This window comes from Nitrospirillum guaranorum (assembly GCF_034653275.1).
Taxonomy (GTDB): Bacteria; Pseudomonadota; Alphaproteobacteria; order Azospirillales; family Azospirillaceae; genus Nitrospirillum.
Window position 1 is genome coordinate 762674 of the sequence record NZ_JAYEES010000001.1, and the last position, 13283, is coordinate 775956.

12 protein-coding genes are annotated in these 13283 nt (G+C 70.2%); 6 read left to right on the plus strand and 6 right to left on the minus strand.

The window, feature by feature from the left end:
* Positions 1 to 143: 143 nt before the first annotated feature.
* The gene (locus UAJ10_RS03055) at positions 144 to 1877 is read left to right on the plus strand and encodes a chemotaxis protein (protein WP_322913896.1); all 1734 of its coding nucleotides are present in this window, start codon (positions 144 to 146) and stop codon (positions 1875 to 1877) included.
* A gap of 88 nt (positions 1878 to 1965) precedes the next feature.
* Here the strand turns inward: UAJ10_RS03055 and UAJ10_RS03060 are convergent, their stop codons facing one another.
* Positions 1966 to 2583 carry an isochorismatase family protein gene (locus tag UAJ10_RS03060; protein WP_322913897.1) on the minus strand — a complete coding sequence of 206 codons (618 nt, stop codon included), beginning with the start codon at positions 2581 to 2583 and terminating at the stop codon, positions 1966 to 1968.
* A gap of 154 nt (positions 2584 to 2737) precedes the next feature.
* Here UAJ10_RS03060 and UAJ10_RS03065 point away from each other — a divergent pair, with 154 nt between their 5' ends.
* The 4 genes from UAJ10_RS03065 to UAJ10_RS03080 all read left to right on the plus strand — a co-directional run bounded on the left by UAJ10_RS03065 (position 2738) and on the right by UAJ10_RS03080 (position 7306).
* The gene (locus UAJ10_RS03065; RefSeq protein ID WP_322913898.1) at positions 2738 to 3649 is read left to right on the plus strand and encodes a LysR substrate-binding domain-containing protein; all 912 of its coding nucleotides are present in this window, start codon (positions 2738 to 2740) and stop codon (positions 3647 to 3649) included.
* Between the two features lie 201 nt (positions 3650 to 3850).
* Positions 3851 to 4729: a pirin family protein gene (locus UAJ10_RS03070; RefSeq protein ID WP_322913899.1), complete on the plus strand. Its 879-nt coding sequence runs from the start codon at positions 3851 to 3853 to the stop codon at positions 4727 to 4729.
* A 65-nt stretch (positions 4730 to 4794) separates the two neighbouring features.
* Entirely contained in the window at positions 4795 to 5730 is a 936-nt protein-coding gene (locus UAJ10_RS03075; protein ID WP_322913900.1) for an alpha/beta hydrolase, read from the plus strand.
* A 49-nt stretch (positions 5731 to 5779) separates the two neighbouring features.
* Positions 5780 to 7306 carry a GMC family oxidoreductase gene (locus tag UAJ10_RS03080; protein ID WP_322913901.1) on the plus strand — a complete coding sequence of 509 codons (1527 nt, stop codon included), beginning with the start codon at positions 5780 to 5782 and terminating at the stop codon, positions 7304 to 7306.
* 104 nt (positions 7307 to 7410) lie between these two features.
* Here the strand turns inward: UAJ10_RS03080 and UAJ10_RS03085 are convergent, their stop codons facing one another.
* Together UAJ10_RS03085 and UAJ10_RS03090 are read right to left on the minus strand one after the other, a co-directional pair.
* Positions 7411 to 8700: an MFS transporter gene (locus tag UAJ10_RS03085; RefSeq protein WP_322913902.1), complete on the minus strand. Its 1290-nt coding sequence runs from the start codon at positions 8698 to 8700 to the stop codon at positions 7411 to 7413.
* A complete protein-coding gene (locus tag UAJ10_RS03090) occupies positions 8697 to 9437 on the minus strand; it encodes an SDR family NAD(P)-dependent oxidoreductase (RefSeq protein ID WP_322913903.1) in 741 nt (246 codons plus the stop codon). The genes UAJ10_RS03085 and UAJ10_RS03090 overlap by 4 nt, the downstream gene beginning before the upstream one ends.
* A 95-nt stretch (positions 9438 to 9532) precedes the next feature.
* Here UAJ10_RS03090 and UAJ10_RS03095 point away from each other — a divergent pair, with 95 nt between their 5' ends.
* Complete coding sequence (locus UAJ10_RS03095) at positions 9533 to 10156, plus strand: TetR/AcrR family transcriptional regulator (RefSeq protein WP_322913904.1); 624 nt, start codon at positions 9533 to 9535, stop codon at positions 10154 to 10156.
* Between the two features lie 47 nt (positions 10157 to 10203).
* On the opposite strand, the gene UAJ10_RS03100 is transcribed toward UAJ10_RS03095, so the two are convergent.
* The 3 genes from UAJ10_RS03100 to UAJ10_RS03110 are packed head-to-tail and all read right to left on the minus strand — an operon-like array spanning position 10204 to position 13273.
* Positions 10204 to 11172: a carbohydrate kinase family protein gene (locus tag UAJ10_RS03100; protein ID WP_322913905.1), complete on the minus strand. Its 969-nt coding sequence runs from the start codon at positions 11170 to 11172 to the stop codon at positions 10204 to 10206.
* Positions 11169 to 12215 (minus strand): SIS domain-containing protein, encoded by a 1047-nt coding sequence (locus UAJ10_RS03105; RefSeq protein ID WP_322913906.1) that lies wholly within the window; start codon positions 12213 to 12215, stop codon positions 11169 to 11171. The genes UAJ10_RS03100 and UAJ10_RS03105 overlap by 4 nt, the downstream gene beginning before the upstream one ends.
* Complete coding sequence (locus UAJ10_RS03110) at positions 12212 to 13273, minus strand: ADP-ribosylglycohydrolase family protein (protein WP_322913907.1); 1062 nt, start codon at positions 13271 to 13273, stop codon at positions 12212 to 12214. The genes UAJ10_RS03105 and UAJ10_RS03110 overlap by 4 nt, the downstream gene beginning before the upstream one ends.
* Positions 13274 to 13283 lie beyond the last annotated feature (10 nt).

The window sequence follows — 13283 nt, forward strand, 5'->3', positions numbered from 1 at the left end:
GGGGCGGTCGAGCCCAACGTTCACGGGTTTATTATAATGCCGTATCGCCACAAGGGTGAATGGCTGCTCCAGGGTTAACCACCAATTTACCTGTTTGATGAAAAGTGGCCATCAACACGCTGAAAAATTGATTGGGGACATGCATGGGCAGGGATCTGGATACCGTGGCCAAGGCGATCAGGGCCGCATCCATATCGACCGACACGCGTTTCCTGGATATCGGCAGCCGCCTGGAAACCTCGGCTGACATCCTGACGGCGTTGACCCGCACCTTCGACACGCTGTCCGACGAGATGAAGGGGGACGGCCTGCGCCTGGCCACCCAGGATCTGTCGCAGGTGGCGCGCTTCGTCTCGGCCCTGACCCAGGGCGGCGAGGCGGGGTCCTTCCGCACGCTGACGGCGCTGGTCACCGCCATCACCGGCAGGCTGACGCGTATGGACAAATCGATCAAGGGCGTCGGCATGCTGGCCACCAACGCCAAGATCGCGGCGGCGGTCATCGGCGACACCAGCGCCGAGTTCATGAACTTCGCGACCGAGATCCGGCGCACGCTGGGGTTGGCCCAGGCCAGCCTGGACCTGTTCGCCGCCGAACTGGCAGGTGTGGGGCGGCACCTGCAGGCGGCCGCCGCCGACCAATCCGCCTTGGATGCGCGGCAGGCCACCGCCATCCGCACCATTCCCCAGCGGCTGGCCCACAGCATCGGCACGGTGATCGACCGTGGCGAGCGGGCGGGCGCCATCGCCGCCACCGTCGGCCAGCGTTCCCAGGACATCGCCAAACGCATCGGCCTGGCGGTCATGGCGCTGCAGGTGGGCGACATCACGCGCCAGCGCATGGAACATGTCGATTACGCCCTGGGCCTGGTATCGGAAATGGCGAACCTGCCCGGTCCCCTCCGGCCGGAAGACGCCGCCCCCGATGACGGGGCCGCCGCTGCCCTGTTCTGCTGCCGCCTGCAGGCGGCGCAGTTGGACGACACGGCGGACGAACTGGCGCAGGAGGTGGGGCGGATCCTGACGTCGCTGCGCGACTTGGCGCGCGATGCCCGGGACATCCTGGACCTGGGGCGTGACGCCTTCGGCGCCTCCGGCAGCCAGCAGGGCAGCTTCGTGGGGGAACTGGAAGGGGAGGTCGCGGAGGTCGACGCCCTGTTGCAGGGCTATGGCGCGGCGCGGCGCCAGGCTGACGCGGTGGCGGCCTCGGTGTCGGAAGCGACCGCGCGGCTGGCCAGCCAGATCGGCACCATGCGGGCGCTGGAGGCGGACATCCGCATCATGGGCCTGAACACCAGCCTGCGCTGTGGCCGCCTGGGCACCGTTGGCCGGCCGCTGTCGATCATCGCGCAGGAATTGCGCCTGTACGCCAACGAGATCGCCGTGGAGGCGAACGGCGTCATGGGCGACCTGGACCAGGTCGCCGCCATCGCCGCCAGCCTGTCAGGACAGGCACGCGACACCAGCGCCGCGGATACGGCGGCCATGGCCGACATCATGAGCCGGTCCATCGCGCGGCTGGGAACCGCAGGCCAGAACCTGGCCGCCGCCCTGCAAACCCTGGAACGGGATGGCGAGACGGTGGCGGACCTGCTGCGGGAAACGGTGGACCGGGCCGCCACGCATGGGGAAATGGGCCAGGTGCTGCGGCAGGCCGCGACCGACCTGGCGCTCCTCGCGCCGGATCCACCCCTGGACGAGGTTCCGGAACGGGCCGAGCCGCTGATCGCCCTGATGGCCCGCAGCTACACCATGGCCCGTGAGCGCCAGGTGCTGGACCGGTTCGCACCCGGCAAGACCCAGGCGCCCGCGCCGACGCCCACGACGACGCCCGCGCCGTCCGTCCCGGCCGACGAACTTGAGGACATCTTCTTCTGACGGCGCAAGATGGCGGGCCGCGCCGGGAATGCGCGGCCCTTGGGCGCTCGACCGAGCTTTGGAAGGCTGCGGCCGGGCGGTGCGGTTCCTACTTGGCGTAGGTGGCGACGATCTGGCCGACGAGCTTCGCCCACGGCATGTCCAGCGCGTCATAGACCGGCCCCGATTCCGGCGCGGCGTTGTCCTTCAGGATTTCGACCATGAAGGTCGCATAGTCGGACAGGATGACACCGGCCTGTTGCAGGCGGAACAGGTTCACGTCGTGCTTCGTGCGGCTGAACGTGCCCGATGCGTCGACCGCGACATAGGCGTCGTAACCCCGGGCGACGGCGGTCATGGCGGGGAAGCCCGCGCACACCTCCAGCGAAATGCCCGCGAAGATCAGCTTCTTGCGGCCCGTCGCCTCGATGGCGGCCGCGACACGGGGATCGTCATAGGCGTTGACCGTGGAACGATCGATGATCTCGATGCCGTCCAACGCCGCGACCAGTTCGGGGAAGGTGGGCCCCCACAAGCTGTCCCGGGCGGTGCTGGTGGCGACGATGGGCAGGCCCAGCGCCTTCGCGGCGCGCGCCAGCGCGACGACGTTGTGCTTCAGCTCACCGGTTTCATAGTCGCGCACTCCGGTCATCAGGTTCACCTGGTGGTCGACCAGGATCAGGGCGGCGTTGTCCTTGGTCAGCGGCTCGTAAGTGCGGATGGTCATGGCGTCCTCCTCAGCGTTCGAAGTTGGTCGGGCGAAATTGGTCGGGCTCACGATCCCGTCGTGATGGAGGAAGGCTAAAGGCTGGACAAAAAGCCCAGAAGTCATCAAAACCCCAACTTAGCGTCCAACCATTTGGACGAAGCGGGGGCCCGAGATGCTGGACCTGAACGACTTCTTCTTCTTCGTCCAGGTGGTCGACCGGGGCGGTTTCACCGCCGCCGGACGCACGTTGCGCATGCCGAAGTCGACGCTCAGCCATCGCATCCAGCAGCTTGAGGCGGAGCTTGGCGTCCGCCTGCTCAATCGCACATCGCGCCAGTTCGGGATGACCGACGCCGGCGCCGATTTCTACCGGCACGCCGTCGCGATGCTGCGCGAGGCGGAATTGGCGGAAACGACGATCCGCGGGCGGCTGGCCGAACCCACCGGCACCGTACGGTGCACCGCCGGGTCGGCGACGATGCAATTCGCCCTGTCGGACGTCATCGCCGACTTTCTCGCGCAGTATCCCAAGGTCAACATCATCGCCCATGCGGCCGACCGCGCGGTCGACATCGTGGGGGAGAATTTCGACGTCGCGGTGCGCGCGCACTCCGATCCGCTGCCGGATTCCAACCTGGTCCAGCGCACCCTCGCGCCCGCGCCCTGGTTCCTGTTCGCGGGCGCCGATTATGTGAGCGCGCATGGCGCGCCAACGTCGCCGCAGGACCTGCGGGAGCATCCCTCCCTCTTCATGATGCGGGCGGGCGTCCAACCGGTCTGGCGCCTGCGGCATGCGCACCAGAAGCGGGATGAGATCGTGGTGCCGCTCACGCCGCGATTGCTCAGCGACGACATGGTCGGGCTGCAGAAGGCGGCCATCAAGGGCCTGGGCGTGGTGGCGCTTCCCGGCTACATCTGCCGCGCCGCCGTCCATTCCGGGGCGCTGCGGCGTGTGTTGCCCGACTGGGTCGCCGGTGATTCCACGCTCACGGCGCTGATACCGTACCGGCAGGGCCTCCTGCCGTCGGTCCGCGTGTTCCTGGACCATCTCTCCGCCGAGTTCCCCAAGATGGTCCTGATGTAGGCCGGTCTTCCCGCCCGCATCGCCTCCCCGCATCCCGCTCCCATTACCGTCGCCTCACCCCCACGTTCGGAACCGGGCGCGGTACCGATGCGGCCATCGTCCATTTGGTTGGACGTTGTGTCTGGAAATGACCAGCTTCTCGGCCGGCCGCCGCCGACCGTAAAACGGGCCCATCAGACGAAACTTCTGGGAGTGGCCGTGATGGGCAACATCGGAAAGATCGAGAGGGTGGGGGCCGTCTCCCGCCGGCTCAGCGAGGCGGTGACGGGCGTGCAGCACGACATCGGCGACGGGTTTTCGGCCAAGCACTTCTCGGAAGAGATGTTCGGCGGGGCGATGGACCCGCTGCTGATGGTCGACCATTTCGTGATGACGGCGCCGACCTTCGATCCGCATCTGCATGCCGGCATTTCCGCCGTCACCGCGATGTTCGAGGATACGGAGGGGGCGTTTCTCAACCGCGACACGCTTGGCCACGCCCTCGAATTGAAGGCGGGCGACCTTTACTGGCTCACGGCGGCGAGTGGTGCGGCGCATGAGGAGAAGCCCGCCCCCGGCGCCCGCATCCATGCGCTGCAGATCTTCGTGAACCTGCCCGAACGGCTGAAGAAGTGCCCGGCGCGCTCCCTACAGGTCGACGGCGCGACGGTGCCGGTGATCGAGGGCGAGGGGCACCGCGTCCGCGTGGTTCTGGGGGCCACCGGGGCTGTCAAAGGCGAGACCGGGACGCCCGAGGAGATGACCTTGCTCGACGGCTTCCTCGCCGGGCCGGGCCACTTCGTTCACCCGCTGCCCGAGGAGCGGCAGGCCTGGGCGTATGCGGTTTCCGGCAGGGTGTCGGTGCGCTGCGGCGACGAGGTGCGGACCCTGGACGCCGGAACCGCCACCGCCATCGAGGCGGGACCGGCGGCGGATCTCGCGTTCGAGGCGTCGGCGCCCGCCCATTTCGTGCTGCTGGCCGGCAAGCCGATCCGCGAAAGGTTCGTCAAGCATGGGCCGCTGGTGATGTCCACGGCCGACGACGTCCGTAGGACCTTGGTCAGCTACGCCCAAGGCAAGTTCGGCCGCATCCCTTCCTGATCCCCGCGACAGATGAAACCGGGCCGGGTCCCCGCGTGCCGGCCCCAAGCAAGATGGAGCTGAAGATGACCAACACCGATGCGATGACCTCGACCGAGACCTTCGTTCCCTGGATTTCGCCGGCCGAACGCGAGCGCGAGGCGGCGCTGCTGGCCCATTTCGCCCGCTTCTGGGGCACGGCGACGGGCGCCCCCCGGGACATCTACGACCGCTTCATCGCCGCGAGCCCCCTGGCGGACGGCGTGACGACCGAGGAGGTCGCGGAGGCCGGCGTCCATGGGTGGTGGGTGCGGCCGGCGGCCGCGACGGCGGGGCAGGCCATCCTGTTCATCCACGGCGGCGGCTACGTCCAGGGCACGGCGCGGGCCTACCGGGGTTTCGTGAGCCAGGTCGTGAGCCGCACCGGCATCCCCGCGCTGGCGATCGACTATCCGCTTGCGCCCGAGGCGACGCTGCCGGCCGCACCGGACGCGGCACTCGCCGCCTATGCGCATCTGGTGGCGCGGGGCTTTTCCCGCATCGCCATCGTGGGCGATTCAGCGGGCGGCGGCCTGTCGCTGGTCACGATGGCCCGGCTGGCCGCGCAGTCGACCCTTCCCGGCCCCGTCGCCGGCGTCGTCTTCTCGCCCTGGGCGGACCTCGCCTTCACCGGCCGGTCGATGACGGACCCGGCCGTCACCGACGCGCTCATCGGCCATGATTATCTGCGCGCCTGCGCGGACAAATATGTGGGGACCTTACCGCCCACCGATCCGCTCGCCTCCCCCCTGCATGGCCGGCTCGATGGGCTGCCGCCGCTCCTGATCCAGGTCGGCACGGACGAGCGCCTGCTGGACGACTCCCGCCAATTGGCGGCCAAGGCCGCCGCCGTTGGCGTGCCGGTCGAGTTGCAGGTGTGGGAAGGCCTGCACCACGTCTTCCAGCTCGACGTCACCCACCTGGAAAGCAGCCGCCGCGCCCTCGACCATGCGGCGCGCTTTCTGACACGGGCCTTCGCCTGACCAGGCCGCGCCCTTGGCGCACGCAACCTTACGAATATGGAGACGACCTATGGCTATCCAGCCTCACTCTGAGACCATTTTCGACGTGGTCATCGTCGGCGGCGGATCGGCGGGCGCGGTGCTGGCGCGGCGCCTGAGCGAGGACAGCGCGCGGCGCGTGCTGTTGCTGGAGGCGGGCGAGGCCTATGCGCCGTCGGCCTACCCGGACGTCATCGCCAACGCCAACCGTGTCGGCGGCGACGCGGCGCACGGCTGGGGCTACCACACCCGGGACGGGGCGACGCTCGGCCACGACGTCAACGCCATCCGTGGCAAGGTGCTGGGCGGCAGCTCGGGGGTGAACGCCGCCGTCGCCATGCGCGGCCGCCCCTCCGACTTCGCCCGCTGGACCGCCATGGGCATCGAGGGCTGGACCTGGGAGGACGTGTTCCCCGTCTTCCGGGACCTTGAGAACACGCCGACGGGCGACGACGCCTATCATGGCCGCGTCGGTCCGTTTCCCATCCGGCAGAGGACCATGGAGGAGATCACCCCCTCGATGCGCGCCTTCGTCCAGGCGGCGGAAGCGGTGGGCCTCAAGCGGATCAGCGATTTCAACGGCGCCGACCAGAACGGCGTCTCGCCCTATCCGCTGAACGTGGTGGACGGGCGCCGCATCAACACCGGCATGGCTTATCTGACCGACGCGGTGCGGGCACGCCCGAACCTGACGATCCGCGGGCGGGCCGAGATCGATGTCGTGCTGTTCGAGGGCCGCAGCACCACCGGCGTCCGCCTGGTCGATGGGGAGGAGATACGGGCGCGGCGGGTCATCCTGTCGGCCGGCACCTACGGCAGCCCGGCGATCCTTATGCGGTCCGGCATCGGTCCGGCGGCGCACCTGAAGGACCTCGGCATTCCCGTCCTGCTCGACGCGCCGGTGGGTGAGCGGCTCAAGGAACATCCCTTCTACTACAACGTCTACGCGCTGAAGCCGGAGGTGAACGGCATGACGCCCGTCGCCGGCGCCATCATCTGGACCCGTTCCAGCGAGGCTGGCGAGGATGAGCTGGACCTGCATATCTCCGGCACGCACATCTTCGATCCGGCGCTGAGCCCCACCGGTGGCGCGATCGTGCTGGCCTGCGCGGTGACGCTCCCCAGGTCCAACGGGTCGATCCGGCTGGCCAGCCGCGACCCGCGCGCCATGCCGTTGATCCGCTTCAACTTCTTCGACGACCCCAGCGATCTGCGCCGGATGAAGGAGGCGGTGCGCCTGTCGCGCAGGATCGGCCGCACCGCGCCATTCAGCGACACCATCGCCTTTGAGATGGCGCCCGGGGATGACGTCGAAGACGATTTCGCGCTGGAACGGGCCATCATCGCCCAGATCGACGGCTATTCGCATCCCACGTCGAGCGTGCCGATGGGCGCCGCGGGCGATCCGGCGGCGGTGGTCGACAGCCAGGGCGCGGTGCGCGGGGTCGAGGGGCTGCACGTGGTCGATGCCTCCATCATGCCCGACATCGTCTCGGCCCCCACCAACGTGACGACGATCATGATGGCCGAGGCCATCAGCCGGAAGCTGGTGCTGTGATGCTCGCGGAACTTGGGCTCAGAAGCCGGTGGCTGCAGTGGGGCATGCAATTGCTCATGACCATGGCCCCGCCGGCGATCACGCTGGAACCCATCATTATCGGTTCAATGGTGGCGTTCCATATCCTCGCGGCCAGGCTCGCCATCCTTCGGGAGCCCTCCGAACCTTCCCGGGGGTTCAGGCGGACCGTGTCCTGACCCTCGCAACGAAGCGCCGGCTGGTCCTCCGGTCGGCGTCTTGCCTATGGTGATGACGAGCGGCAGGGCGAGGATGGCGAAGCCGATGGGGGCGGCGCCGATCGCGCCGATGCCGTGTCCGTCGATCACCCAGCCCCCGCCGGCCGTGCCGATCGCGATGCCGAGGTTGGCGGCCGATATATTCAGCGTCATGGCGAAGGACGGCGCGGCCTGCCCCGCCAGCGTGACGCGCACCTGGGCCAGTGTCACCGAGGCGGTGTGGCTGATGCTCCACAGCACCAGCGGGGCCGCCGCCAGCAGGACGGCCCCGCCGGCCTGTGCCGCCATATTGACCGAGACGAGCAGGACCAGGATCGCGATGATCGTCGCCCCGAGCGGCGCGTGATCGGCGTAGCGCCCGGCGATGCCGTTGCCCAGCAGGCCGGCGGCCCCGAACAGGAACAGGGTGAGCGCGACACCCCAGGCCGACAGGCCCAGCGCCCGCTCCACCCAGACCCCCAGATAGGTGTAGGCGGAGAACATCGCGGCGAAGAGCAGCACCGACAGGCCCAGGTGCCTGAGGAAGACGGGCTGGCGCAGTAGATCGAGCTGCCCGCCGATGCCGGTGGGCTTGGACGCGTCGATGGTCGGGAACAGCAGGCCGACCAGTCCTGCCAGAGGCAGCGCCGCGAGCGCCAGCACGATGAAGGGCAGCCGCCAGTCGCCGGCCTGGGCCAGCGCGACACCCGCCGGCAGCGCCAGCAGCACGCCGAGCACGAAGCCGATGTTGGCCCGTGCCAGGCCCTTGCCACGTTCCGCCGGCGGCGCCAATCGCGTCACCACGGATGCGCCGACGCTGATGAAGGCGGGCAGGGTGGCACCCTGCACCACCCGCGCCAGCAGCATCACGTTGATGTCGGATGTGAGACCGGCCAGTGCGTTGCCGGCCGCATAGAGCAGAAGCGTCGCCGTCAGGATGACGCGCGGCGACAGCCGGCTGGTGAGCAGGGTCACGAACGGCCCGGCGACCGCCGCCGAAAAGGCAAACCATCCGGTCAGCCCGCCCGCCCGAGCGAGCGGGATCCGCAGATCCCGCGCGATCAGCGGAAGGAGGCCGACGACGACGAACTCGGCGGCGACGACGGTCGTCGTCGTGGGAGCCATCAGCCAGAGGGCCCTGGTCAGCACCCGTTCGGGGCGGTCGCCGGTCGGGGTCATGCGTTGGAACCGCCATCCACGGCGAAGCCGGTGCCGTTCACCGAGCGTGCCTCGTCACTGGCGAGGAAGGCATAGAGGGCGGCGACATCTTCAGGCCGGGCGTACTCCTTGATGGCCATCCGCTGCCGCTGGGCCTCCGCATGCGGGCCATCGGCGGGGTTCATGTCGGTATTGGTGGAACCCGGATGGACCAGGTTGGCCGTGATCCCGCGCGGACCGAGATCGCGGGCGATGCCCTTGGTCCAGGCGATCAGCGCGGCCTTGCTGGCGGAATAGAGCGCCTTGCCGGCGTCGGGGACGCGGTCGGCCAGGCTGCTGCCGGTCGAGATGATGCGGCCGCCTGTCGACATGTGGGGCAGCGCCGCCTGGGTGGCCAGGATCACCGCGCGCACGTTCACCGCCAGCGTCGCGTCGATGTCCTCCAGCGGTATCTCGCCCACCACGCCGTAGCGGATGATGCCGGCGTTGTTCACGAGAATGTCGATGCCGCCCAGCTTGGACGCGGCCTCGTCCACCGCCTGCTTGATCGACTGCGGGTTCGCCGCGTCCATCTGCACGGCGAACGCGCGGCGGCCGGCGGCCTCGATCTCCTTGACGATGGCGGTGGCGGCCTCCGCCGAGCGCTCATAACCGATCGCGACATCCGCGCCGTCGGCGGCGAAGCGGCGGGCGATGGCCGCGCCGATGCCGCGGCTGGCACCGGTGATGAAGGCACGTTTTCCTTGAAGGGAGGGCATGGTCGACTCCATTTATGAAATGATCGTTACATAAATAGGAGGCTTGAATTTGTAGTCAAGCGAAATATATATCGATCACTTCAAAAATGAGGATCATGATGGCCGGCCGTGGTCGCCCCCGGGAGTTCGACAGGAACCAAGCCCTTGTCCGCGCTATGGAAATCTTCTGGGAGAAAGGCTTCGAGGGCACCTCGATGGTCGATCTCACATCGGGGATGGGGATCGGCGCGCCCAGCCTCTACGCGGCCTTCGGTTCAAAGGAGGAACTTTTCCGCCAGGCGGTCGCCCTCTACGTCGCGACCGATGGATCCGACATCTGGGGGGCGATCTCGAAGGCCGACACCGCCTACGGCGCCGTCGAGGGCTTCCTGATGGAGACCGCGAACAAGTTCACCCGAGCCGGTAAGCCCAGCGGCTGCCTGGTCGTGCTCTCGGCGCTGCATTCGACCGACGGCAACGAGGCCCTGCGATCCGAACTCGTCGCCAAGCGCCGGAAAAACACCGCCGACCTCGCGGCCCGGCTGGCCAAGGGCATCGAGACGGGCGAACTGCCCCCCGGGACGGACGTGGACAGGCTGGCGCGCTTTTACGTCACCGTGCAGCAGGGGATGTCGATCCAGGCCCGCGACGGCGCGGACCGGGCGACGCTCGAGGAAGTGGCGCGCTCCGCGCTGAAGGCGTGGGGACCGTTGACGATGGTATCGCAAGGCGGTCAGTGACCCGTGTCCGTCCCCGGGCGGTCAGGTGCGAGGCGCCGGTCCCATCCTCATGAGGTGACGGCGTCGCCATGGGGATGTCCGGTGTCGTTCGCCATCTCGGCCGCGATGCGCAGGGCCACCGCGTCAAGATCGGGAAAGCCCGCGCGGGCGCCGACGGCGGTGATGGCCAGGCTGGCGGCGGCGGCGGCGAAGCGCAGGGCGTCGGCCAGGCTGTCGCCGTGGAGCAGGCGGGCCAGCACGGCGGCGTTGAAGCAGTCGCCAGCTCCGGTCGCGTCCACCAGGCGCGCCGCGAAAGCGGGCTGGATCACGCTTTCGTCACCCCGCACGGCGATGGCCCCCCGGGCGCCCAGGGTCACCACCACCAGCCCCGGCCCCTGGTTCAGCAGCGCCCGCGCGTGCTCCGGCGTCGGGGGCAGGCCGGTCGCGGCGCGGAACCCGCCTTCGTTGAAGAACACGATGTCGCTCAAGGGCAGCAGCGCCGCCAGCCGTTCCGGGCCCGGGGCCACCGCCGCCTCCACGTCGATGGCGACCAGGGTGCCGGCGGCGCGGGCCAGGCGGCTCACGACCCCGAACTCCGCCAGGTCATACGGCATGGCGTAGACCACGCGGGACTGTTCCAGTGCCGGGGCCAGGGTGGCCGTATCCAGCGGCCAGCCGGGCAGCGGGGCGTAGACCAAGGCCTTCTCCCCATCCCCCTGCACCAGGATCAGGGCGGTGGCACAGGGCCCCGCCACCCGTTGCACCCACTGCGGGGCGACGCCGGAGCGTTGGAATTCCGCCAGCAGGAAGTCGCCGTCGCCGTCATCGCGGCCGACCCTGCCGTACGCCGCCGTGGACAGGCCCAGGCGGGCGGCGGCGCAGGCCACGTTGGCCGCCGTTCCGCCGGCATGGCGGCCCAGGTGTCGGCCCAAAACCTTCTCATCCGCCGCCGGCGCGCGGTCGACGGCGAAGACCAGATCGATATTGGGGTCGCCATAGGCCAACAGGCCGAAGCGGCGGGCGCCGGGCGGGATCATGGGGCGGCCCCCGTGCTGGCGACGGTCCGGAAGCGGCCGGCCACGGCGGCGGCGTCGCCGGCGGCCAGCGCCAGGGCCTGGCCCTGCATCAGCAGCGGCAAGGGCGTCATGGGCTCATCCATTTCGGGCACGGGGAAGTCCGGTCCGCCCAGTACCGCCACCGCCGCACCGCGCTCGCGGGCGGCGGTGGCGGTGTCGGCCAGGCGGTCCGCCGCGCGCGCGCCGGGGGGCGCCAGGACCAGCACCAGATCGGCGGGGGTCAGGGCCTGCAGGCGCAGGGCGTGGTCGAACTCCTCCACCGCATGGGGCAGGGCAGCCAGGCCCGCCGCCGCCGTCAGCAGGTCGGCGATGCAGCGGGCGGTGCCGGTGTTCGGGCCGGCGCCGACGATGTGCAGATGCCGCCGGGTGGCTAGCGTGGCGCCCAGGGCGTGGATTGCGGTGTCGGATCGCAGGACGCTTTCCAGGGTGGCCGGCAGGGCACCGACCTCCCGGCGGGAGCCCGCCATCGGCCGACGCAACACCTCGCCCCATTCCAGCGCCAGCAGGATCAGGACGGCCAGCGTGGCGGCGGTCGATTGGGTGGGCATGCCGTCCTTGTGGGCGCCGGGGCACAGGCCCCACACCGGCGGGGCCAGGAAGGGCGTGCCCTCCCGATCGCAGATGCCGATGACCAGGGCGCCCTCCTCCTGGGTGCGGGCCAGGGCGTCATGGGCGGGCGACGGCCGCCCGCTGGAACTGATCACCGCCACGGCGGTGCCAGGCCCCAGGTCTGGGTGGCCGTATCGCGCCAGTTCGAAGGCCTGGACCGCCTGGCAGGGGATGCCGGCATAGGCGGCGAAAGCCGTCGTGGCCATCATCCCGACCGACAGGCTGTCGCCGGACCCCGCCACCAACAGGCGGTTGATCCCCCGGACGGTCAGCGCCGCCGCCAGGTCCCGCACCGGCCCGGCCAGGCGGGTCAGCGCCCGGGCCACGGCGGCGGGGGTGTCCGCCCGCTCCCGCGCCGTGGCGGGCAGGGGCATCAGGGTGTCGGCCTCCGTCATGCCGCCAGCCGCCGCTGGGCGATGGCCGCCAGGCCGGCCGCCAGGGCATCCAGGCCATAGTCCACCGCGTTCACCGTCCTGAACTCGGCGGTGAGGGCGGCCGGCAGCGCGGAGGCGCCGCACAGGGCGCCGGCCAGCGCCCCCGCCATGGTGGCGATGGAATCGGTGTCGTTGCCGATGGTGGCCGACAGGGCGATGGTGCGCAGCGGGTCGCCCTTGGCGTAGGCCAGGATGGCGATGGCCGCCGGCACCGATTCCGCCGCCAGGACCGAGGCGCCGACCTGCGCGTCCAACGCGTCGAGGAAGGCCAGGTCGTCCGTCGCCCGCGCGGCGATCGCCAACGCCAGGTCCAGGCGCGCCTGGAAGCGGGGGCCAGGCCCCACGCGGGCATGCCGGGCGGCCAGGGCGGCACCCTGGCGTCCCCCCTCGGCACAGGCGGCGATGACATCGGCGATGTCGTCCGTCACCAGCGCCCGGGCCGTGCCGGCGGCGACGGCGCAGGCCGCCGCGATGGCGACATCGGTGTCGTGCGAGGGCAGGCAGGTCACCAGCGCCTGGGCACAGGCCGCGTCCAGGTCGCCGGGATGGACCAGGCCGGCGGGCGCCACGCGCATGGCGGCGCCGTTGGTGGTGCCGATGGTCGTCATCTTGCGCCGCGACTGACCGATCACCCCCACCAGGGCCGGGTCGGTGCCGGCGCGCAGGGCCGCCACGATGCCCACCGTGCTGGGGCCCATGAAGCCGGCCTTGGGCGAGGTGTCGGCCCAGTCCAGCAGGCAGGCGACCCAGCCGGCCGCGTCCAGGCTGCCCCCGCCGCGCACCAGGGCGCGGGCCAGGTAGTACATCTGGCTGGCGTCGTCCGTCACCTCCGCCCTCTTGCCGGCATTGGCCCCGGCGAAGGTGTCGGCCGTGGGCGTCACGAAGCGGGAAACCAGCCCGCCGTGGACGGCCAGGATCTCGGCCATGGACCATTGTTCGGTGGGGGCGCCCAGCGCGTCGCCCATGCCGGCCAGCAGCAGCGATCCGGCGATCCGGTCATGCAGGGTGTGTGTGTTCATAGATGTCATG

Bases quoted from the DNA above. Each gene is read 5' to 3' on its own strand.
- UAJ10_RS03060 (WP_322913897.1), bottom strand. From the start codon at position 2,583: ATGACCATCCGCACTTACGAGCCGCTGACCAAGGACAACGCCGCCCTG.
- UAJ10_RS03075 (WP_322913900.1), top strand. From the start codon at position 4,795: ATGACCAACACCGATGCGATGACCTCGACCGAGACCTTCGTTCCCTGG.
- UAJ10_RS03100 (WP_322913905.1), bottom strand. From the start codon at position 11,172: ATGATCCCGCCCGGCGCCCGCCGCTTCGGCCTGTTGGCCTATGGCGAC.
- UAJ10_RS03090 (WP_322913903.1), bottom strand. From the start codon at position 9,437: ATGCCCTCCCTTCAAGGAAAACGTGCCTTCATCACCGGTGCCAGCCGC.
- UAJ10_RS03085 (WP_322913902.1), bottom strand. From the start codon at position 8,700: ATGACCCCGACCGGCGACCGCCCCGAACGGGTGCTGACCAGGGCCCTC.
- UAJ10_RS03055 (WP_322913896.1), top strand. From the start codon at position 144: ATGGGCAGGGATCTGGATACCGTGGCCAAGGCGATCAGGGCCGCATCC.
- UAJ10_RS03080 (WP_322913901.1), top strand. From the start codon at position 5,780: ATGGCTATCCAGCCTCACTCTGAGACCATTTTCGACGTGGTCATCGTC.
- UAJ10_RS03105 (WP_322913906.1), bottom strand. From the start codon at position 12,215: ATGACGGAGGCCGACACCCTGATGCCCCTGCCCGCCACGGCGCGGGAG.
- UAJ10_RS03070 (WP_322913899.1), top strand. From the start codon at position 3,851: ATGGGCAACATCGGAAAGATCGAGAGGGTGGGGGCCGTCTCCCGCCGG.
- UAJ10_RS03095 (WP_322913904.1), top strand. From the start codon at position 9,533: ATGATGGCCGGCCGTGGTCGCCCCCGGGAGTTCGACAGGAACCAAGCC.
- UAJ10_RS03065 (WP_322913898.1), top strand. From the start codon at position 2,738: ATGCTGGACCTGAACGACTTCTTCTTCTTCGTCCAGGTGGTCGACCGG.
- UAJ10_RS03110 (WP_322913907.1), bottom strand. From the start codon at position 13,273: ATGAACACACACACCCTGCATGACCGGATCGCCGGATCGCTGCTGCTG.